The organism is Streptomyces sp. GS7, assembly GCF_009834125.1.
In the GTDB taxonomy this organism is placed as follows: Bacteria; Actinomycetota; Actinomycetes; order Streptomycetales; family Streptomycetaceae; genus Streptomyces.
In genome coordinates, this window is sequence record NZ_CP047146.1 from 4,944,443 (window position 1) to 4,965,449 (window position 21,007).

Sequence of the window (21,007 nt, forward strand, 5' to 3'; positions counted from 1 at the left end):
TGCGGTCAGCCGCCCGAGGAGCCGCGCCCGGAGCCGAAGCCCCCGCGCTCCACCACCGCACTCTTGCTGAAGCTGCCGCCCTTCACGTACCGACCGGAGCCGCCGGAGCCGTAGTACCACTGGCCGACCGGGCCGCCGTGCGTTCCCTTGCCCTCGCACTGCGAGGGGCTGAGCACGCGGTACCCCTGGGCCTTGTCGTGACTTTTAGGGTCTACGCACCGCTTGTCCGGTTCGCTCCCGCAGGAGGTGAGGGCCGCGGCCAGCACCCCCATCCCACCGAGGATCACGGCACCGGAGCGCAGCCGCCGCGCCGTGTCCGAATCCGTCTTCCGCGCCACTGCAACCCCCGTCGATCTGTATACGAACAACTGCGCCCACCCACCCTACGACGCCGTCCCGCCGGGGGACGCAGCGGGAGGTCGGGCGGCGCCCCGCGGGGGACGGGCCGGCACAACGGCACCCCGGCCGTGGATCGCCGCCCGATGCGTTCAGGCGGCGATCCAGGGAGCTGGCGGCCGGGTGGGCGGTCACGGTCCGGGGAACGGGAGTGCGTGGGGACCGGAGAGCGCCGGACGCGTCCGCAGTGGCACGTCAGGCCCTGTGGGAGCCCTTCTGGAAGTCGGCGGTGAACGCCTTCTCGATGCCCTTGACGACCGCGGAGTCGGAGACGATGAGGCCCAGTTCGCGGTTGTGGTTGAGCGAGTTGCTGGAGAAGTTCTCCGAGCCGGCGAACACCTTCGCGGCGGACGTGCCGTAGTCGGCGACGATCGCCTTGGCGTGGATGTAGTAGCCGGTGGAACTCGTGTAGGTGGCCACCTTGCCGCCAGCGGCGGTGACCTTCTTGAGCTGCTTGTTGTACTTCGCGTGCTGGTTTTCGGCGACGACGCGAACGGTGACGCCGCGCTTGGCGTCCGCGATGATCGCATTCACCAGCGCGGCGTCGCCGAACTCCTCCTGCTGGATGTCGAGGCTGTGCTTGGCTCCCTTGATCAGGGCCAGCAGGTGGCTCTGCGAGTCGGTGGGCGACCAGACCAGGTCGGTGCCGTCGGACGGGGTGACGGAGGTCTTCGCGAAGTCGGCGTTGAAGACCTTCTCTATCGCCGCGACATCGGCCTTGTCGTTGTCGAAGACACCGTAGTCGCGCGAGGTCGCGTAGTACTTCGTGTCGAAGTTGCCGGTGCTGATGTACGACTTGGCCCCGTCGACAGTGATCGTCTTCTGGTGGGTGTACACGTACGCCGAGGACGAGTACGTCACCCCGGCGCCGGCCGCGGACAGCGCCTTGTAGGCGGCACCGTCGATGGACGCGTGCTGGGAGTCGAAGACCACGCGGACCTTCACGCCCGCCTTCTGCTTCTTCACCAGGTCGTTGACCAGGGTGGTGTCGCGCAGCTCGTAGATCGTCACGTCGACCGACTTCTTCGCCGAGTTGACGAAGTCGTAGATCGCGCCCTCCTTCTGGTCCGGCAGGATCACCAGGGAGAAGGGGCTGGCGGCGTGGGCGGTGGCCGGCACGACGGCAGCCGCCGCGGCCAACGCGCCTACGGCCAGGGTGGGTATGAGACGGCGGGTGGGGGTCACCGGAACTCTCCTGACGTAGTGGGAGGGGGGTGCGCTCAACGCGCGTAGCGCACCCCAGTAAGACACAGTGCCGGTGCCTGCTGAAGCTCAGTTGAGTGAACAGAAGGGCAGCGTTGTGCAAAGCAGCCCCGGCGCCCCCTCGTGGATCAACTGTCCCTGGAATTGGCGTAGTTAGGAACTCGACAGGCCATGAGATCGACCATCCGGAGACTTGACCTGCGTCGCCGGACCGACGCCGCCGCAGCCCGCCCGGGCAAACGGCCTGGCCGACGATCCGAGCCGGAGTGCCGCTCGGGACGAGCCGCTCGCCAGGCCGACCGCAGCATCCGGTCATCCCGAGTGCACTCATTGCCAACAGCTGTGGACTGTGCGCCAACGACGTCCCGGCGACTTCCGGCAAAGATGAAGGCCAGACGGTGCAGGTGACACACCGACGACAGTCGATGAGCGCCGAGGTCCAGGGACGCGCTCGACGGCGTTGCCACTGCGGCACGGCGCAAACTCACCGCCAGATCAAGGAAATCCCCAGGAAGACGAAAGAAAGGGAAACAGGAGAAAAATGGCCACCTCTCGCATACTCAGGAATTCGGCGATCATCGCCGTAGCCCTGGCCGGATTCACGGCCCTGTCGACTCCGGCGCAGGCTTCGGGCCCCGCTTCGCCGCAGTCCTACGTGTTCATGACCGCCCTCGACGCCACGCCCGAGTACGCCAAACCCGACTCCTCGTCCCACCGCTATGACGTGGCGCCGGCAGGCACGCCCATCAGGATCGACTGCGAAACCACCGAGACGCCTTCGGGCTACCTCTGGTACCGGGTAGCCGATGTGCAACCTGACGAAACGTGGGTCTGGTCAGGCCACTTCGCCTCGCCGGTACACCCGCCCAAGTCCTGCTACTAGCAAGCCCCGTTGCGGTGCGCCGGCGTCGCCGGTCAGGAACCTCTTCGGAGGGTGCCGAAACCTTCGGAGGGAACTGGGCCGACATGCCCTCATGCGACAGGAGTTCATGACCGGCGGCGGCTGATCAGCGTTGCCGTGCCTGCTCCCGGTAGTCCCTGGGAGCCACGTCGTAGGCGGCACGGAACACACGACTGAACTCTGCGGCACGGGGAAAGCCCCAGCGCGTCGCGACGGCGTGGATCGGTGTGTCACTCAACGCCCTGTCGGCCAGGTCCCGGCGAGCACGTTCCAGACGGAGGCGACGGATCATGGCGGCCACCGTCTCGTGTTCCCCTTCGAAGAGACGGTGCAGGTAACTGACGGAGATATGGTGCGCGGCGGCGACGGTCCGGGGCGTCAGCCCGGGATCGCCCAGCCGCTGCCGGATGAACGCCTGGATGCGTAAGGCCAGGGTCCTCCGACGGGATTCCGGCGTCAGATGGTTGTCGGCGTCGAGAGTGTGGGCGAACAGCGCCGCGATCAGATCGGTCAGGATCGGTTCCAGTCGTGGCCCGTCGCATGGCTGGTACGAACCGCTGTCGTTGACGACCTGGAGCAGGAACTGGGTCAGGAGGGCTCCGACCCCCTGGCGCCCCGGCATTGCCCGTCCGAATAATCGATCCACCCGGCCCGGCGGTAACGGCAGCAGCGCCTTGGGGACTTCGACTCCCACCCCCGAGTAGCACCCGTGGTCATTGACGGTATAGGCGTCGAAGACCTGTGAACTGTCGTAGAGATGCAACTCGTAGGGACCGAACTCGGCTTTCCGGTCGTCCCAGGACAGCCGGTTGACGCCCATGAGGGGAAGCGCGAGGTGATACTGCTCGGGGTCGGACCGGCGGACCATCTTCAGCGTCCGGTGGTACCCCAACAATCGGTACGTCGTCGCCGGCCACACCCGAATCGCACCCAGTTCCAGGACACGTTGATGCGCCCGGTGGTCCGCCTCGACATCACAGCTGAGCTCCACGGGCGCGTGAGTCCGGCCAATGAGATCACGCCAGACTTCGAACCGATCCCCCGCAGGGAAATCCTCACTCCGAAAGACGCTCTCCGGCAACATGCGCCAACACCCCGTCTCTTCCCACGCTTCCCACGTGCTTGCCCCGGCACCCCACGTCATCCCACACGCCACCCGGACCCGACTCGGATGAGCCGCGACGGGCCGTGACATCACGGCTCCGGACTCCTTCTCTCCCCGCGTCCCGTCCCGGGCCCGAGGAGAGACGATGCGACGAAGAGCGGGGTTCCCGTGGGCGGTTGGGCGCGGGGAGGCTTCGGAACACCGCGTCTCCCCCGCCGCCGACCGCCCCCGATCACACCCTTCGCAGCACGCACCGTTGGCCGTTCAGGTATGTCACTGCCTTGGATGTCAGGATTCCAGCGTTATCTGCCAGGTGTATTATGTCAAGCGTATTGACAGGGGAGCAACGGAGAAGCCGACGATGCCGAAGCAGGTGGATCACCACGAACGCCGCGAAGTGATCGCGCGAGCGCTGTGGCGGGTGGTCGAGCAGCACGGCGTCTCGCATCTGTCCCTGCGCGAGGTCGCGAAGGAGGCAGGCATCTCCCACGGGGCGCTGCAGCACTACTTCGCCTCCCGGGAGGCGATGCTCTCCTTCGCCATGGACCTCGCCTACGAGCAGAAGTCGCTGCGTGTCAGCCAGGGCCTCAAGGAACTCGGTGACCGGCCGCACCCCCGCGACGTGCTCCGGGTGATGCTCACGGAGCTGCTCCCGCTGCACTCCGACGCCCGCGCGGCCAGCCGGATGAGCGCCGCCTACGTCCTGGAGGCGCTGCACAACGAGACGATCCACGCCCAGGCACGCGACGGCATCACCCAAGGGCGCCTGGTCTTCGAGCAGTTGATCCGCCAGGCGATCGCCGACGGGCACATCGGCCCCGACCGCGACCCGGTGGCCGAGACCCATCTGCTCCTCGCCCTCACCGGCTTCACCACCCTCATCGAACTGGACGTGGTCACGCCTCAGGAGGCACTCACCGCCGTCGAGCAGCACCTGGACAGGCTGTTCACCGGAGACGAGCAGCGTGAGGGGGACGGGGAGGGCGGCGGCGGGAGGTGACGCGCGACGTGGTCCGGGACCGTGACGGCCGGAACCGAGGCGGATGACGACTGCCGGAACGAGTGGCCTCCTGCCCCCCCACCGGCTCGCGGGGCAGGTGCAGTTCGCGGTCCGGGCCGCCGAGGAAGGGCTCGCCGCTTGGCGGCCCGGGCGCCCGTTCCGCCATGGCTGCGCGCCCCGGCTCAGCCGGCCAGCCACAGCACCGCGGCAGTGAGCCCGGCGCCCAGCAAACAGCCCGCCCACACCTGACGCGCCGTATGCGCTCCGATCCGCACCCGCGACCAGCCGATGAGCGCCAGCAGGGGAACCCCGACCACCGCACACCACCCGCTCACCTCGAACGAGAGCAGGGCGACCCCGCCCGCGGCAGCGCTGGTGTGCAGCGACACCTTGCCCCGGCGGGTGCACACCAGGAACGCCGCGCCGCCGAGCGGGGCGAGCGACGCCGGCACCAGCAGTTCACGCGGGGCACCGAGCCACCAGCAGGCCAGCCACACGACCAGGGCACCGGCCGTTGCACAGGCGAGCGGCACCGGGCGTTCGGCCCGGCGGCTCAACTCCCAGTCCGACCACCAGCCCCGGCGTACCCCCAGGGCGATGACCGTCACCCCCAGCGCCGCGCAGCCGGCTGCGGTGATTCCCCACGCGAGCAGGGCCGCCCGCCAGCTGAGTGCGCACCCGGCGGCCACCGGAAGCACGGGGGGCGCGAACAGCCTGCCCGTCCAAAGGGCCATCCGATCCGGCGCGTTACCGCTGCGCGTGCGCTTCTCCACCACAACTCACCAACGATTCGCCCGACCGGATGGTTTGGGGCATGTGACGTCCGCCTTCCAGGTAACGCTTCACACGGGAGCGCGCTCAGGGGGTAGCTGATGGACAGACTCTCGAAATGGCGGATATCCATGGCGACATGGCTGCTCCGCGGCGCGGACGCGCGGGCCGAGGGAGCGGTGGGGATCCCGCCGCGGCCCCCGGCAGGGAACGGCCGCCCCCTCCATATCGCCATCATCATGGACGGCAACGGGCGGTGGGCGACCGCCCGAGGGCTGCCCCGGATCAAGGGCCACGAGGCGGGCGCGCATGCGGTCCGGTCCGTGCTGGACGCGGCACTCGACGAGGGCGTCGGCCATCTGTCGTTCTTCGTCTTCTCCACCGAGAACTGGCGCCGGCCCAAAGCCGAGGTGGTCGCCCTGATGCGGCTGGCCGCCGACGGCATCCGGTGGGCCGCCGACCACCTGGACTACGCCGAGCGCGGCCTTCGCCTGAGGTGGTGCGGGATACAGGCAGGGCTGGCTCCCGAGTTGGTCGAAGCACTGGGCGAGGCGGAGCTGCGGACCCGGAACGGCCGGTCGATGACCGTCGTCTTCTGCCTCAACTACGGTGGCCGCGCCGAGATCACGAGCGCGGCCGCGGCCATGGCCCGCTCCACGCTGGCCGGGCGGCTGGAACCGGATGCCATCGACGAGCAGGTCTTCGCCCGCTACCTGCTGCTGCCCGACCTGCCCGATGTGGACATGCTCGTCCGTACCTCGGGAGAGCAGCGGATCTCCAACTTCCTCCTGTGGCAGTCGGCCTATGCGGAGTTCTTCTTCGTGGAAACCCTCTGGCCCGACTTCACCGGTGACCAACTCCGGCTCCTCATCCGGGCGTTCGCCGCCCGTAAGCGACGTTTCGGCGCGGTTCCCTAGACACGGTGACGGTCATCGGTGCGGTGCGACGCCACGGTCTCCGGCGCTATATGGCTTCCCGGGCACCCGTGCTGTACGCGTTCACGGTCACCGGTGCTGTACGACTTCCCGGAGTCGGCCGCCCTGTACGGAGAAGCCGTCGACGGTGGCGGCCACATCGGTCAGCGCCAGTGACGGAGCGACGGCGGCCGGCAGCGGCAGCGTGGCGTCCCAGTGCACCGGCAGCACGCCGAAGAGCCGGCCGCCGACGGCCGTGAGATCCACCTCGGCGGCACCGGGGAGTTCGGCACGGTCGCACTCCACCGTGACATCGCCGTCAGGGGTGCGAGCGGTGACCTGCACCCCGGTGAGTGCGAGGCGGGTGAACCGGCAGTGCAGCAACGGGTGCCGGCCGTCCGCCCGCAGGACGCAGTGGGTGGGCCCGGCGCTGACGGTCCGGGCACGCACCGTCAGCGGCGCGAACGCCGGGGACGGGGCCCGGCCGACAGCCGGGACCGGCCCGGGACCCGACACGACTGCGGTGCTGAGCAGGACCGTCGCCGCCCACCCGATCCGCTTCACGTGCGCTCCGCGGCAGCGGGCGGCAGCCAGGCGAATCCCCATACGCCGCCGACGGCGGCCAGGCCGCTGCCCACCAGCAGGCCCCCCGCGTTGCAGGTCACCAGGGCGACCAGCGCGAGCGCCAGCACCACCAGCCCCAGCGGCGTGTGGAAGTGCGGGTGCGTGATCAGCATCAGGGAGGCCGCCAGCAGGGGCACGCTGGTGGAGAACCCCGCGCCGCCGACGATCCCGGCCACGGTCACCGTCGCCGGGCCGCCGGAGAACGGCAGCAGCAGCATCTCCGCCGACCCCAGCACGGCCAGCACGGCGGCGCCCCACGGGCGGCCGCGCCGCCACGCCCGATCACCCAGCCGCATCAGTAGCATTCCGCCCGGCCGGGCTTGACGGTGACGTCCAGATCGTGCACCCGGAAGCTGCCCACCGTGGCGAGCGAGGAGGTGAACCGGGTCCGGGACACGGCCGTATGCCCGGCCCGGACACCGATGCCGCCCTTCGGCAGAAGCCCCACGCGCAGGCCGGTGAAGGTGGCGTCGGTGCCGTTGACGTGATCGGTGTCGACCATCAGCCCCGTCGCCTGGACGGGGGCGGTGCGTCCCGCAGCTCCCCGCAGGGTGAAGGGGCCGAACGGCGTGGGCACCAGCAGGCTGGCGCACAGCCCCCGGACCGACGCCCGTTCCGTGCTCACCACCGCCACCGGGTGATGGGTCCCGTCCTGCTCCACCACGGAATCGGTCACCTCCGTGACCCCGTCGCCGTCCAGTTGCTCGCCGGACACCTTGAAGGCACCGCCCGACCCCGCCACGGACACCGCCAACACCCCGTGAGCCATGCACAGCAGCAACCCGCCCGCACCGGCCAGCGCTATGACCGAGGCCGCGGCCAGCCGCCGCCGGTTGAGCCGGTGGTCCGCCCTTCCCACACTGCGCGCATCTTCCACCACAGCCTCATTGAACTACCGAAGGCAGCCCCGGTTGCCCCTGGCAGCCCGGCGCGTGGAGGCCCACGCGGGCTGCTCGGAGCGCACAGGGGCGCGCGAAGTGCGTGAAGCCTGGCCAAGGTTTCTCCGCACCGTACCGAAGGCAGTGCCGCACCGGCGGATTCCGCGAACAGCGCGGCGATCGGCAGAAGTTGAAGCGTTCGGCATCAGAGAGCGGTCACAGAGCGCTCAGTTGCCCCAAGGACACCGCGACCTTGGCGAAAACTCTTGACGCACCCTTCACTTAGATGAAGCATTCCCGGGCAACAGAGCGCTCCCTCCGCCTTTATCGTTCAATTCCTGAACTCGGAGAGTCCCCTCATGCCCACACCCCCCACCCAAGCCGCGGCATCCCCCAAAACCCCCACCCCCACCCGCCGCACCCTCCTCGGCGCCATGGCGGCCGCCACCGCGGCACCGGCCGCACTCGCCCTCGCCTCCACCGCGTCCGCCCTGCCGGGCGCCGCGCAGCCACTGCCGGGCGGCGGCGACCTCGGCCCGAACGTACTGGTCTTCGATCCGTCCACGCCCGGTATCCAGGCACAACTGGACCAGGTCTTCCGGCAGCAGGAATCCGCGCAGTTCGGCACCGGCCGCTACGCGCTGCTGTTCAAGCCCGGTACCTACAGCGGGCTCAACGCCCAGCTCGGCTTCTACACGTCCATCGCCGGTCTCGGCCTGTCCCCCGACGACACGACCATCAACGGTGATGTGACCGTCGACGCGGGCTGGTTCAACGGAAACGCCACACAGAACTTCTGGCGTTCGGCGGAGAACCTGGCGCTCAACCCCGCCAACGGCACCAACCGCTGGGCCGTCGCCCAGGCCGCCCCCTTCAGACGCATGCACGTCAGGGGCGGACTCACCCTCGCGCCCAGCGGCTACGGCTGGGCCAGCGGCGGCTACATCGCCGACAGCCGCATCGACGGCACGGTCAGCCCGTACTCCCAGCAGCAGTGGTACACCCGCGACAGCGCGGTGGGCGGCTGGACCAACGGCGTCTGGAACATGGTGTTCTCCGGTGTACAGGGCGCTCCCCCGCAGGGTTTTCCCAACCCGCCGTACACCACGCTGGCCACCACCGCCGTCTCCCGGGAGAAGCCCTTCCTCTATCTCTCCGGCAGTGAATACCGGGTGTTCCTGCCCGAGAAGCGCACCGACGCCAGTGGCCCCACCTGGGGCAGCGGCACACCGCGGGGCACCTCGCTGCCGCTCGGCCAGTTCTACGTCGCCAAGCCCGGTGTCACGGCGGCCACGCTCAACGCCGCCCTGGCCCAGGGCCTCCACCTGCTCCTCACCCCCGGCATCTACCACCTCGACCGCGCACTGGAGGTCAACCGCGCCAACACCGTGGTCCTCGGCCTCGGTTACGCCACACTCATCCCTGACAACGGTGTCATCGCCGTGACGGTCGCCGACGTCGACGGGGTCCGGCTGGCCGGGTTCCTCATCGAGGCCGGCCCGGTCAACTCTCCCGTCCTCCTCCGGATCGGTCCGCAGGGGGCCGCCACCGACCACTCCGCCAACCCGACCACCGTGCAGGACGTGTTCGTGCGGATAGGCGGCGCGGGCCCCGGCAAGGCCACCACGAGCATCGAGGTCAACAGCCGCCACACGGTCATCGACCACACCTGGGTCTGGCGCGCCGACCACGGCAGCGGCGTCGGCTGGGACGTCAACCGTGCCGACTACGGCATCCGCGTCAACGGCGACGACGTCTTCGCGACCGGCCTGTTCGTCGAGCACTTCAACAAGTACGACGTCCAGTGGTACGGCCAGCGCGGGCGCACCGTCTTCTTCCAGAACGAGAAGGCGTACGACGCCCCCGACCAGGCCGCGATCCAGGACGGCACCGTCCGGGGCTACGCCGCCTACAAGGTCGGCGACTCCGTAACGACCCACGAGGCATGGGGGCTTGGCAGCTACTGCTACTACACCGCCGACCCCGGCATCCGCCAGGACCACGGCTTCGCGGCGCCGGACGCTCCCGGCGTGAGGTTCCACGACCTGCTGGTCGTCTCGCTCGGCGGCAAGGGCCAGTACGAGCACGTCATCAACGCCACCGGCGCCCCCACTTCAGGCGCGTCCACCACGCCGTCGACTGTCGTCACCTACCCCTGACCCGAGTGGGACCGGGCGGCCGGCCGTCGCCTCAGCGCCCGGCCGCCCAGCGGGAGTACGGGGTCTTGAACCCGTCCGTGTCCTTCTGGGCGTAGGCGTAGAAGGCACGCAGGAAGGCCGCCCGTTCACGGGCCTCGGGCTTGTCGGAGTGCGCTTCCGAGGTCAGGTCCTTGCCGCCGATCAGTGCCTGGCGCCGCAGGATGTCGTCGAGGGAGACCCGTCGGGCGTTGCGCATCATGTCGTACATCGCCATGAAGGTGGTGGTGCGCCCCACTCCCGCACGGCAGTGGAAGTGCAGCCAGGTGCCCTGCGGCAGGCTGCGGACGAAGGCGACGAAACGATCCACCTCGTCGTTCTGCGGCCGGTGATGGTCGGGCACGGTGAGCCGGACGTAGCGCCAGCCCGCCTGCTCGACCACATCGGCCTCGGTGCGGACCGTCTTGGGATCGCGCACCGGGCCGTCGGGTTTCACCGACTTGCCCGGTATCCAGTCGAAGCTCACCGGGCCGGTCCGCTCCAGCTGCTCCTGTCGGCGTTGTTCGTCGGCCAGTACCCGGCCGTGGCTCAGCCCGATGTTGGCGTCGTCCTTGTCCCCGAACCAGCTGACCGGCATCCCGTTGACGTACAGGTGTGATTCCTGGCGCAGGTCCACATCGACCACGGGGCCGTGTCCGGCGGGCAGGTGGTCGTTGACCGTCCGCAGACCGGCCGTGGAGAAGACACCGCTCCCCGAAGCGTGCAGGGTGGCCAGTCCCTCCAACGACGGGGCCTTGCTGCCCGGCTCGGGCTTGGCCACGGCGCCGGCCACACGGAAGTTCTTGGGCAGTGCAGGGGTGTCGGCGATGTCGATGATCTGTCGGACCTGCCGTGGGGCCGTGGAACCGCGGGCCGCCGGGCCGCCGTTCGCACAGCCCGCCACGGTCGGCAGTGCGGCGAGCGCGGTCAGCAGGGCCGCCAACGCGCGGGTCCGCAGCCGGCGTTGACGGCAGCGCCGTGGATGTCCTGTCATGTGTGTCTCCCCTTCCCCCGGGCCGTCCGGCCGCCGGGCCGGTGGTGAAGACGACCATGGGGGCCGGGAGGTTCGTCCCGGACGGCGATCGGAGCCCGCAATGGCCTGTCCTGCACGGCTGTTGATCGCCGGCGGGAGAGCGGACGACCACGTTGCAAACGGGCGGTACCGCCGCGCCTACCCCGGGATCCGGGGGCTCACCGTCATGCGGATGTCCTCGGCCGCCCAGAGCACGAAGCGTTCGATCGGGGTCACCTCATGGCCCGGTACGGGCCGGAAGCGGAAGCGTTTGAGGAGTACGGCCAGGACCAGCTCGGCCTCGACCATCGCCAGGCCGGCCCCCTCGCAGCTGCGCGGACCGAGCCCGAAGGGGAGGTAGGCCAGCCGCGGCCGCTTGGCCGTCTCTTCCGGGGTGAAGCGTTCGGGAACGAACTTCTCGGGCTCGGGCCAGTGGTCGGGGTTCATGTGGACGGCCCAGAAGGGGTAGAAGATCGTCGCCCCGGCGGGGATCTCGTAGTCGCCCAGGGCGAGGGGTTCGGCCGTCTCGCGCGCGCCGTACGGACCAGGCGGGAAGAGCCTCATGGCTTCCTTGAGGACCATCTCCAGATACGTGAGCCGTCGCAGGTCGGCGTAGTCGGGCGCCGCACGGTCGCCGAGCACGCGGTCCAGCTCGTCGGCGACGCGTGCGGCGGCCTCGGGGTGCCGTCCCAGCAGGTGCAGTGTCCAGGAGACGGCCACCCCGGTCGTGTGGTGGGCGGCCAGCATCATCACCATGACGGTGTCGCGGACGCGCGCGGGCCGCTCCCCCGCCCCGACGAGTGCCCCGATCAGATCGCTCCGGTCCGTGCGGGCGTCGGAACGGTGCGCCGCGACCACCTGGTCGACCATCGTGCGCAGCCGGCCGAGGGCCGCCTCCGCCCGCTCGGCACGCTCCTGCCGGCTGCCCACGTCAGGCACCTGGTAGAGCCGTCCCAGGTGTTCGGTGAGCACCTCCTCGAACGCGGCGACCACGCCGTCCGGGTCCGCGGCCTCGCCCCCCAGCGCGTACGCGCAGATCATCCGCAGCGACAGCGCGGTGAGGTCCTTCTGCAGCACGACGGATGCGCGGTCGGCTCGCTCTGCCTGCTCTGCCTGCTCTGCCTGCTCTGCCCAACGGTCCGCGAGTGCGGTCGCCAGCTCGGTGAACCGCGCGAAGTGCCGCTCATGGGAAGGGCGTCCGGCCAGTACCGAGAGCAGCACGCGCCGCCAGGGGGTGTGCTCCTCGGCCGGAATCACCTGGAGGTTACCCGCCTCGAACAGCGGGTCCAGGAACGCGAACAGCCGCTCCGGCCGCTCATCGAGGTGCGCCGTGGCCTCCAGCAGTACGGGGTCGGCGACCGAAACCGCCGTCTCCACGCCCGGAAGCTGGAACCGTACGACGGGCCCGTACTCGGCGTGCAGCCGCAGCTGGTAGTGGTGCAGTCCGCCCGCTGCCGCGATGGCGCCGACCCCTCCGTCCGCCCGCGGCTCGGGACCTGGGATGTCCATGACCACTCCTCCTGGCTCGGAACGGAGACGTCCAGGCCGGCCGGTGCGGGCCGACCTGGACGTGACCGGTGATCAGGCGAGGTCGAACCGGTCCAGGTTCATGACCTTGTCCCACGCGGCGACGAAGTCCGTCACGAACTTCTCCTTCGCGTCGTCGCTCGCGTAGACCTCCGCGACGGCACGCAGCTCGGAGTTCGAGCCGAAGACCAGGTCGGCACGGGTGCCGGTCCACTTGACCGCACCGCTCGCGTCACGGCCCTCGAACGCGTCCTGCGCCGAGGACGTCGACTTCCACGTCGTGCCCAGGTCGAGCAGGTTGACGAAGAAGTCGTTGGTCAGCGCGCCCGGCTTGTCGGTGAGGACGCCGTGCTTCGCCTGCCCGTGGTTGGCGCCCAGGACGCGCAGACCGCCGACGAGGACGGTCATCTCGGGCGCGCTCAGCGTCAGCAGGTTCGCCTTGTCGAGCAGCAGGTACTCGGCCGGCAGGCGGTTGCCCTTGCCGACGTAGTTGCGGAAGCCGTCCGCGGCCGGCTCCAGCGCGTCGAACGACTCGACGTCCGTCTGGTCCTGGGCGGCGTCCACCCGGCCCGGCGTGAAGGGCACCTCGATGTCGAAGCCGCCGTCCTTGGCCGCCTTCTCGATCGCCGCGCCGCCCGCGAGCACGATCAGGTCGGCCAGCGAGAGCTGCTTGCCGCCCGCGGAGTTGAAGGACCCCTGGATGCCCTCCAGCGTGCGCAGCACCTGCGCCAGCTCGTCCGGGTTGTTGACCTCCCAGTTGCGCTGCGGCTCCAGGCGGATGCGGGCGCCGTTGGCACCGCCGCGCTTGTCGCTGCCGCGGAAGGAGGAGGCCGAGGCCCAGGCGGCCGAGACCAGCTGGGAGACCGTGAGGCCGGAGCCGAGGACCTGCTCCTTGAGGGAGGCGATGTCCGCGGCGTCGATCGGCTCGCCGGTGCGCTGCGGCAGCGGGTCCTGCCACAGCAGCACCTCGGAGGGGACCTCGGGGCCCAAGTAGCGTGCGACCGGGCCCATGTCACGGTGCGTCAGCTTGTACCAGGCACGGGCGAAGGCGTCCGCGAACTCCGCCGGGTTCTCGTAGAAGCGGCGCGAGATCGGCTCGTAGATCGGGTCGAAGCGCAGCGAGAGGTCGGTGGTGAGCATCGTCGGGAGGCGCTTCTTCGACGCGTCGTGCGCGTCGGGGATGATCGCCTCGGCGTCCTTGGCCACCCACTGGTTGGCGCCGGCCGGGCTCTGGGTCAGCTCGTAGTCGTACTCGAAGAGGTTCTTGAAGAACCCGTTGCTCCACTGGGTCGGGGTGGTGGTCCAGGTGACCTCGAGGCCGCTGGTGATCGCGTCGGGGCCGGCACCGGTGCCGTACGTGCTCTGCCAGCCGAGGCCCATCTGCTCCATCGGGGCGCCCTCGGGGTCCGGGCCGACGTGGTCGGCCGGGCCGGCGCCGTGGGTCTTGCCGAAGGTGTGGCCACCGGCGATCAGGGCGACGGTCTCCTCGTCGTTCATCGCCATGCGCCGGAACGTCTCACGGATGTCGCGGGCCGCGGCGATCGGGTCCGGGTTGCCGTTGGGCCCCTCGGGGTTGACGTAGATCAGGCCCATCTGGACCGCGCCGAGCGGGTTCTCCAGCTCCCGGTCACCGGTGTAGCGCTCGTCGCCGAGCCAGGTGGTCTCGGGGCCCCAGTAGACGTCCTCCTCGGCCTCCCACACGTCCTCGCGGCCGCCGGCGAAGCCGAAGGTCTCGAAGCCCATCGACTCCAGCGCGACGTTGCCGGTGAGGACCAGCAGGTCGGCCCACGAGATGCTCTTGCCGTACTTCTTCTTGACCGGCCACAGCAGACGGCGGGCCTTGTCGAGGCTGGCGTTGTCCGGCCAGCTGTTGAGTGGCGCGAAGCGCTGCTGGCCGGCACCGGCGCCACCGCGGCCGTCGCTGATGCGGTACGTACCGGCGCTGTGCCAGGCCATCCGGATCATGAGCGGGCCGTAGTTGCCGAAGTCGGCGGGCCACCAGTCCTGCGAGGTGGTCAGCACCTCGGCGATGTCCCGTTTGACGGCCGCGAGGTCCAGGCCGGTGAACGCCTCGGCGTAGTCGAACTCCTCGCCGAGGGGGTTCGCCACGGCGGGGTTCTTGGCGAGGATCTTCAGGTTGAGCCGCTCCGGCCACCACTGGCGGTTTCCGCCGCCCTGGGTCGGGTGCGCGGCGCGCCCGTGAGCGACCGGACAGCCGCCCGCGCCCTCGGTCGTCGCGCCTTCGGCCTGTGCGTCATGGATCTCAGACATGGGAATCCTTCCGGATGAGGCGGATCACAGTGCTCAGCAACCATCAGCAGTGGAACGGGCGGGGCGCAGGCCCCGGTTGGACGGCCCCGGCTTCGTGGGCCGGGAGGCCGGTGTCGTCGGACGCGGTCGGACGGAAGGCCCCGTCGACACGGCCTGCGGGTCGCGCCGCGACGACCGCGGAGCGGGCCCGTGAACGGTGTGAAAGGAGACATGACCCACATGGCCTGCATGGCCTGCATGGCTTACGCGACCGCATGCCCCGGGGGCTGTCGCCTCGACGCCGAGGTGGTCACCGTCCACGAGGTGGTCACCCGCCGGGCGCCGGCGCCGCACGCAGGGACGCCGGGCACGGAGCCGCCGGCGCTCGCCTGCTCGCTGCTGTGGCCGTCCGCAACCGACGCAACAGGATGTGGTGGTGAGCGGACCCGTCTGGTGAACCGTCACGTGCTTTTCCCTGCGATTGTCTCGTCCCTTGGCTATCGCCGGAACAGATCCTACGATGGACGAGGTCCAAGTCAATACGGCAACCAGATCCATACGGATTCATTCGCCGGACGATGCACTGTGAGGCTGGTGACCATGAGTGACCTGCTGGAACGGCTTCGCGGACGTGGCTGGCGGATGACCGCCCAACGCCGGGTCGTCGCCGAGGTTCTCGACGGCGAGCACGTCCACCTGACCGCGGACGAGGTGCTCGCGCGCGCCACCGCCCGGCTACCGGAGATCTCCCGCGCGACGGTCTACAACACCCTCGGTGAACTGGTCTCGCTCGGCGAGGTGGTCGAGGTGGCCACCGACGGCCGCGCCAAGCGCTACGACCCGAACGCACACCGTCCGCACCACCACCTGGTGTGCTCGCGCTGCGGCGCCATCCGCGACGTCCACCCCGACGGCGACCCCCTGGCCGATCTGCCCCCTTCCGAGCGGTTCGGCTTCACCGTCTCCGGCGTCGAGATGACCTACCGGGGCCTGTGCCCCGACTGCACCTGAGCCGCGCCCGCCCCCGGACCTCCCGCGCGCGGCGGGCGCCCAGGAGACCGTGAAGGACGTCGCCGTAAAGGTCCTCCAGGCTGTGTAGCGAGCACGAACACCTGGCGCGACCGGCTGCGACGCGAGGCCGACAGGACCGAACTACGCCGCACTGCAAGGGAGTTCGTCGAAGCGCGGGCGGAGCTCCACCCCACCCCCGCCCGGCATACGCAGCTGGGGAACAGCGACTTCGACGCCTGGTTCCCCCATGGTCCGCACCTCATCCGCGACGGAGTCGCGGCCCAGCTCGACCGCTGGCCTTTCCCCTTCCTCCGGCCCACCGACCCGGCATGCGCGATCGCCAGGTGCGGACCCGCCCGGTGAGTGACAGTCAGCGATGTGGGCGGCACCGGCGGGGGTGCGGTCACGGGGGTGTCGGAGCGGTGTCGGCGTCCTGTCGGCGGGCCGTCGGCGCCCCCGTCAAGGATGGTCGAACGGCACCGATCCCGAAAGGTTCACCATGACGGACAGCGTCCGACCACACCACTCGCACACGACCTCGGTCCTGATCTCCGGCGCAGGCATCGCCGGAACCGCCCTGGCCTACTGGCTGGAGCGCTACGGCTTCCGCGTCACGGTCGTCGAGCGCGCTCCGGAGCCGCGCGCCGGCGGGCAGGCGGTGGACGTGCGCGGCAGCGCCCTCCACGTCGTCGAACGGATGGGCCTGCTCCAGGACGTCCAGGCGCGCAAGACCGGCCTGCGGGGCATGTCCCAGGTCGATGCGGACGGCCGCGAGCTGCGCCGCACCACCGAGCGGACGCTCAGCGGCGGCCCCGTCGACAGCCCCGACGTGGAGATCCTCCGCGACGAGCTGTGCACCCTGCTGCGGCGGGCCGCCGGACCCGGCGTCGAGTACCTCTTCGGCGACTCGATGCGCAGCCTCGTTCAGCACGAGGACGGCGTCCAGGTCCACTTCACCAGCGGCGCCGAGCGTTCCTTCGACCTCGTCGTGGGCGCCGACGGCCTCCATTCGGCCACCCGCCGCCTGGTCTTCGGCCCCGAATCCGACTACCTGCACCCGATAGGCACCTACATCGCCGCGTGGAGCGCCCCCAACCACCTCGGCCTGGACCGCTGGGAGGTCTTCCACGGCCCCTGTGGCGACGGCGTGTGGGGATGCATGGCCATGACCGTACGGGACAACGCCGAGCTGCGCGTCTTCGTCGGCTTCCATTCCGACGAGCCGACCGAGCGGCTGCTGCCACGCGACACCACGGAGCAGAAGCGGCTGATCGCGGAGCGCTGCGCCGGGCTGCGGTGGGAAGTGCCGCGCTTCCTCAAGGCCATGTGGGAGACGGACGCCTTCCACTACGACGTGGTCGCGCAGATCCGGATGGACCATTGGTCACGCGGCCGTGTCGCGTTGCTCGGCGACGCCGGGTACTGCCCCTCGCCGCTCACCGGGCAGGGCACGAGTGTGGCGCTGACCGCGGCCTACGTGCTCGCCGGGGAACTGCACGCGGCCGACGGCGATCACCGGGCCGCCTACCCCGCCTACGAGGAGCGGCTACGCGACCACGTGGCCGCCAATCAGGCACTGCTCGACGCGGGCAGAGCCCTGACCGCCACCGGGGACGCGGGCTCGGGCACGGATGGCGGGGCCGACTCCGACCCCGCCGGCGCGGCGGGCTTCGAGGAGCCCGCCCCCGAGACCATGGCGGCCTTCCTCGCCGCCACGGCCTTCGACCTGCCGGACTACTGACGGCACGACAGGAGGTGCGGCGACGGGCATCAGCCGACAGGTGGGCCGCTCGGCCATGCTGCCGGCCGTTCTCTTCGACCCCGTCTGGATCACCCTCGCCCACATGGTCACCGCCCCCTCTCCCTGCCCGGGGCCGCACCGTCCGGTCCGTTTCGGGGCCGCGCTCCGGTCACACCGCCGGTGTCGCCGCCCAACTGGCCAGCAGCTTCAGGCGCTCCTCCGTCTGCGACCCAGGCTCCGGCGGGTAGACCACCAGCATCTGGTCGGGCTCCCCCGTCACCGTCAACGTCTCGTAGGGCATGGTGAGTTCGCCGACGACGGGGTGCGTCATGCGCTTCGCCCCGTAGGTCTTCTCCTTGACCTGGTGGTCCGCCCACAGTCGACGGAAGTCCTCGCTCGCCAATGACAACTCGCCCACCAGCGTGGCCAGTTGCGCGTCCTGCGGATGGTTTCCCGCGTCCAGGCGCAGATGGGCGACCGTCTCCGCGGCCACCGCCGGCCAGTCCGGGTACAGCTCATGCGCCCGCGGGTTGAGGAACACCTGGCGTGGCATGTTGCGGTCCTTGGGGGCCATCTGCGAGAAGCCGACGAGGGCGTCGCCCAGGGCGTTCCAGGCGAGCACGTCCATACGTCGGCCGAGCACGAACGCCGGGGCCTTGTCGATGGTGTCCAGCAGGAGGCGCAGGCCGCGGCGGACCTTCTGGGGAGCGTGCCCTCCGGCGGGCGTGCCGCGCGTGGCCGAGGGGCGGCGGGTGGTGGGCCTGGCCACCCTGCGCAGGTATTCCTGCTCGGTGTCGTCGAGGCGCAGGACGCGCCCGATGGCGTCGAGTACGGCGTCCGACACCGAGGGGCCGCGGCCCTGTTCGAGGCGGATGTAGTAGTCGACGCTGACGCCCGCGAGCTGGGCGACCTCCTCGCGGCGCAGGCCCGGCACCCGCCGCCTGCCGTGCCCCGGCAGGCCGACCTCCTCGGGCTGGATGCGGGCGCGCCGCGAGCGCAGGAAGTCGCCGATTTCCGGGCCGATGGATATGTCCATGCCGGCGATCATAGGCCCCGGGACCGTCGTGTTCCTGGTACTGCCGGACCCAGGAAAACGGCAGCCCTGGGTAAGCACGGCGGCCGGGCCCAGGATGGGTGTCGTCGCCGGGAGACGCCGGCGACGACACCCACCGAACCAGGAGTTCCCATGTCGTACGACACCCTCACCGGCCGCACCGCCGTCGTCACCGGAGCCGCCAGTGGCATGGGCGAGGCCACCGCCCGGTTGCTCGCCTCGCACGGCGTGCGGGTGGCGCTGCTGGCCCGCCGCGCCGATCGGCTCACCGAGCTGGCCACCGGGATCGAGGCGGACGGCGGGCAGGCTCTCGCGGTGGCCACCGACGTCACGGACGCGGACTCCGTGGATGCGGCGGTGGAGCGGGTGCACGCCGCGTACGGCGAGGTCGACCTGGTGGTCAATGCGGCAGGCGTGATGCTGCCGAACCCCGTCACCGACGGCCGCGCCGACGAGTGGCAGCGCATGCTGGACACGAACGTGGCCGGCGCCCTGCGCGTCATCCGCGCGTTCACCCCGGACCTGATCGCGGTGGCGGCCGCGGGCCGGACGGCGGACCTGGTGAACATCTCGTCGATCGGAGCCCACGTCCCGTTCCCCAACTACGCGGTGTACGGGGCGACGAAGGCCGCTCTGACCTACCTCTCGCAGTCCCTGCGCACCGAGCTGGGCCCGCGCGACGTCCGTGTCACCAACATCGAACCCGGGCTCACGGACACGGAGTTGGGCGGCCACATCGACAACGCGGAGCTGTCCGGCCAGCTGGACGGCATGTTCGACGCGCTGATCGGCCTGTCGGCGGACGACATCGCGGACCTGATCGCCTACACGACGAGCCGCGCCCGCCATGTGAACCTGCGCCAGGCGATCGTGCTGCCGACGCGCCAGGCATGACGTCGGCGCGCCGGAGAAGCGGGTGGCCAGAGCGGCAACGACGTGTCGTGAACCGGGTCCTTCGCCTTCAGCGCGAAGGGACGGCCTGGCCGTGCGGCGGGAGTCCGATGAGGGAGTCGAGGATGTCGCGAGCGGCGATCAGGGCGTCGATCAGCCACGGAATCGATGTGGGGATGCTCACCGCGGCGAAAAGCATCGTCGACCAGGCTGTCGCGGACGGCTGCGGGCCAGCGGGGTTGGCGCGTCTGACGTCCCTCCTTCACAAGGCCGGTCAGCCCTGAAAACCCGGCGCCTGAAGATCACCTGCGCCCCGCCGGCCCCCGAGTACCCGGAAGGAGCGCGGCGGAGAGCTGTGACGCTCGGCGACGAGCCCCGGCCCGTCGGCGGACCGGGGCTGCCGAGCGGCCGGCCGATGCGTCAGTTCGGTTCCGCGGCCTTGGGCTTCCAGCGGTGTTCGACCTTGGCCAACCGCCAGTAGGCCAGTGCGCAGGCCCAGACCGCCACGAACAGGCCGACGATGATGAAGCCCACGTTGTTCAGGTCGATGCCGGAGATCCAGTTGGTGACGGCGTCGTCGAGGCCGAGTTGCTCGTGGAGGACGCCGACCAGTTCGATGGTGCCGATGAGGAAGGCGACCGCGATGGACAGGCCGGTGATGGTGAGGTTGTAGTAGACCTTGCGCACCGGGTTGGAGAACGCCCAGTGGTAGGCGAAGTTCATGAAGGTGCCGTCGAGGGTGTCGAACAGGCTCATGCCCGCGGCGAACAGCAGCGGCAGGCACAGGATCGCGTACCAGGGCAGCCCGGCGGCGGCGCCTGAGCCCGCCATCACCATCAAGGTGACCTCGGTGGCGGTGTCGAAGCCGATCCCGAAGAGGAAGCCGAGCGGGAACATCTGGCCGGGGCGGGTGATGGACTTGGTGAGTCGGCCCAGGATGCGGTTCATGAAGCCGCGGGAGTCCAGGTGCTTCTCCAGTTCGTGCTCGTCGAACTGGCCTGCGCGCATCGCCTTGAAGACCCGGTAGATGCCGGCCAGGGAGAGGAGGTTGAGGGCGGCGATCAGATAGAGGAAGCCGCCGGAGACGCTGGTACCGACCAGGCCGAGGGTCTGTCGGGCACTGGAGTTGTCGTCGGTCAAGGTGGTGACGACATGCGCTCCGGCGGCGATGCCTCCGGCGAGCAGGAGCACGATGGAGGAGTGCCCCAGGGCGAACCAGAATCCCACCGAGAGGGGACGCTTGCCGTCGGCCATCAGCTTGCGGGTGGTGTTGTCGATGGCCGCGATGTGGTCGGCGTCGAAGGCGTGCCGCATGCCCAGGGTGTAGGCGGTGACGCCCAGGCCGAGGCCGAAGACCTGCTTGCCGACGGTGTAGTGGTGCGGCGCGACCAGCATCACCAGGATCGCGAAGGCGACGACATGCAGCGCGGCTATCGCCGCCAGGAGTCCGCCGGTGCGTATCCAGTCCTTGCGCTCCCACCGCATCAGCGGTGTGGTCGGAATCACCGCTTCTGCGGTGGACATGGCGGAGTTTTCAGACAGGGTCATCTCAGGG

The 21,007-nt window shown here is 70.2% G+C and carries 19 protein-coding genes; 7 read left to right on the forward strand and 12 right to left on the reverse strand.

The window, feature by feature from the left end:
- Positions 1–5 precede the first annotated feature (5 nt).
- Entirely contained in the window at positions 6–272 is a 267-nt protein-coding gene (locus GR130_RS21875) for a hypothetical protein (RefSeq protein WP_159510129.1), read from the reverse strand.
- Between the two features lie 319 nt (positions 273–591).
- Positions 592–1,581, reverse strand: coding sequence for a phospholipase D-like domain-containing protein (locus tag GR130_RS21880; protein ID WP_236573340.1), 990 nt, complete (start codon positions 1,579–1,581; stop codon positions 592–594).
- A 559-nt stretch (positions 1,582–2,140) separates the two neighbouring features.
- Between GR130_RS21880 and GR130_RS21885 the strand changes: the two genes are divergently transcribed.
- Positions 2,141–2,482 carry an SH3 domain-containing protein gene (locus tag GR130_RS21885; protein ID WP_159506269.1) on the forward strand — a complete coding sequence of 114 codons (342 nt, stop codon included), beginning with the start codon at positions 2,141–2,143 and terminating at the stop codon, positions 2,480–2,482.
- 124 nt (positions 2,483–2,606) lie between these two features.
- Here the strand turns inward: GR130_RS21885 and GR130_RS21890 are convergent, their stop codons facing one another.
- Positions 2,607–3,584: a helix-turn-helix domain-containing protein gene (locus GR130_RS21890; protein ID WP_159506270.1), complete on the reverse strand. Its 978-nt coding sequence runs from the start codon at positions 3,582–3,584 to the stop codon at positions 2,607–2,609.
- A 382-nt stretch (positions 3,585–3,966) separates the two neighbouring features.
- Here GR130_RS21890 and GR130_RS21895 point away from each other — a divergent pair, with 382 nt between their 5' ends.
- Complete coding sequence (locus GR130_RS21895; RefSeq protein WP_159506271.1) at positions 3,967–4,605, forward strand: TetR/AcrR family transcriptional regulator; 639 nt, start codon at positions 3,967–3,969, stop codon at positions 4,603–4,605.
- 182 nt (positions 4,606–4,787) lie between these two features.
- On the opposite strand, the gene GR130_RS21900 is transcribed toward GR130_RS21895, so the two are convergent.
- A complete protein-coding gene (locus GR130_RS21900) occupies positions 4,788–5,339 on the reverse strand; it encodes a hypothetical protein (RefSeq protein WP_159506272.1) in 552 nt (183 codons plus the stop codon).
- A gap of 138 nt (positions 5,340–5,477) precedes the next feature.
- On the opposite strand from GR130_RS21900, the gene uppS reads away from it, so the two are divergent.
- Positions 5,478–6,293 carry a polyprenyl diphosphate synthase gene (gene uppS, locus GR130_RS21905; RefSeq protein ID WP_236573343.1) on the forward strand — a complete coding sequence of 272 codons (816 nt, stop codon included), beginning with the start codon at positions 5,478–5,480 and terminating at the stop codon, positions 6,291–6,293.
- An 87-nt stretch (positions 6,294–6,380) separates the two neighbouring features.
- Here the strand turns inward: uppS and GR130_RS21910 are convergent, their stop codons facing one another.
- Genes GR130_RS21910 through GR130_RS21920 form a run of 3 tightly spaced genes read right to left on the reverse strand, consistent with a single transcriptional unit; the run spans position 6,381 to position 7,794 of the window.
- The gene (locus GR130_RS21910; protein WP_159506273.1) at positions 6,381–6,854 is read right to left on the reverse strand and encodes a hypothetical protein; all 474 of its coding nucleotides are present in this window, start codon (positions 6,852–6,854) and stop codon (positions 6,381–6,383) included.
- Positions 6,851–7,210, reverse strand: coding sequence for a DUF6114 domain-containing protein (locus GR130_RS21915; RefSeq protein WP_159506274.1), 360 nt, complete (start codon positions 7,208–7,210; stop codon positions 6,851–6,853). Before GR130_RS21915 ends, GR130_RS21910 begins: the two co-directional genes overlap by 4 nt.
- Positions 7,210–7,794: a DUF6230 family protein gene (locus GR130_RS21920; protein WP_159506275.1), complete on the reverse strand. Its 585-nt coding sequence runs from the start codon at positions 7,792–7,794 to the stop codon at positions 7,210–7,212. Before GR130_RS21920 ends, GR130_RS21915 begins: the two co-directional genes overlap by 1 nt.
- A 357-nt stretch (positions 7,795–8,151) precedes the next feature.
- Between GR130_RS21920 and GR130_RS21925 the strand changes: the two genes are divergently transcribed.
- Positions 8,152–9,951: a coagulation factor 5/8 type domain-containing protein gene (locus GR130_RS21925; RefSeq protein ID WP_159506276.1), complete on the forward strand. Its 1,800-nt coding sequence runs from the start codon at positions 8,152–8,154 to the stop codon at positions 9,949–9,951.
- 31 nt (positions 9,952–9,982) lie between these two features.
- On the opposite strand, the gene GR130_RS21930 is transcribed toward GR130_RS21925, so the two are convergent.
- The 3 genes from GR130_RS21930 to katG all read right to left on the reverse strand — a co-directional run bounded on the left by GR130_RS21930 (position 9,983) and on the right by katG (position 14,776).
- A complete protein-coding gene (locus tag GR130_RS21930) occupies positions 9,983–10,960 on the reverse strand; it encodes a phosphatase domain-containing putative toxin (protein WP_159506277.1) in 978 nt (325 codons plus the stop codon).
- 177 nt (positions 10,961–11,137) lie between these two features.
- On the reverse strand, positions 11,138–12,487 hold the full coding sequence (locus GR130_RS21935; RefSeq protein ID WP_159506278.1) for a cytochrome P450: 1,350 nt from the start codon (positions 12,485–12,487) through the stop codon (positions 11,138–11,140).
- A gap of 72 nt (positions 12,488–12,559) precedes the next feature.
- A complete protein-coding gene (gene katG / locus GR130_RS21940) occupies positions 12,560–14,776 on the reverse strand; it encodes a catalase/peroxidase HPI (RefSeq protein WP_159506279.1) in 2,217 nt (738 codons plus the stop codon).
- Between the two features lie 579 nt (positions 14,777–15,355).
- Here katG and GR130_RS21945 point away from each other — a divergent pair.
- Together GR130_RS21945 and GR130_RS21950 are read left to right on the forward strand one after the other, a co-directional pair.
- Entirely contained in the window at positions 15,356–15,766 is a 411-nt protein-coding gene (locus GR130_RS21945) for a Fur family transcriptional regulator (protein ID WP_159506280.1), read from the forward strand.
- Between the two features lie 499 nt (positions 15,767–16,265).
- Complete coding sequence (locus GR130_RS21950; protein WP_159506281.1) at positions 16,266–17,507, forward strand: FAD-dependent oxidoreductase; 1,242 nt, start codon at positions 16,266–16,268, stop codon at positions 17,505–17,507.
- Positions 17,508–17,676: 169 nt separating this feature from the next.
- Here GR130_RS21950 and GR130_RS21955 read toward each other — a convergent pair whose 3' ends face one another.
- A complete protein-coding gene (locus tag GR130_RS21955; protein ID WP_236573345.1) occupies positions 17,677–18,543 on the reverse strand; it encodes a helix-turn-helix transcriptional regulator in 867 nt (288 codons plus the stop codon).
- A gap of 150 nt (positions 18,544–18,693) precedes the next feature.
- Here GR130_RS21955 and GR130_RS21960 point away from each other — a divergent pair, with 150 nt between their 5' ends.
- Positions 18,694–19,455, forward strand: a complete 762-nt coding sequence (locus tag GR130_RS21960) for an SDR family oxidoreductase (RefSeq protein ID WP_159506282.1) — start codon at positions 18,694–18,696, stop codon at positions 19,453–19,455.
- Positions 19,456–19,872: 417 nt separating this feature from the next.
- On the opposite strand, the gene GR130_RS21965 is transcribed toward GR130_RS21960, so the two are convergent.
- The gene (locus GR130_RS21965; protein ID WP_159506283.1) at positions 19,873–21,000 is read right to left on the reverse strand and encodes a HoxN/HupN/NixA family nickel/cobalt transporter; all 1,128 of its coding nucleotides are present in this window, start codon (positions 20,998–21,000) and stop codon (positions 19,873–19,875) included.
- Between the last annotated feature and the right edge of the window lie 7 nt (positions 21,001–21,007).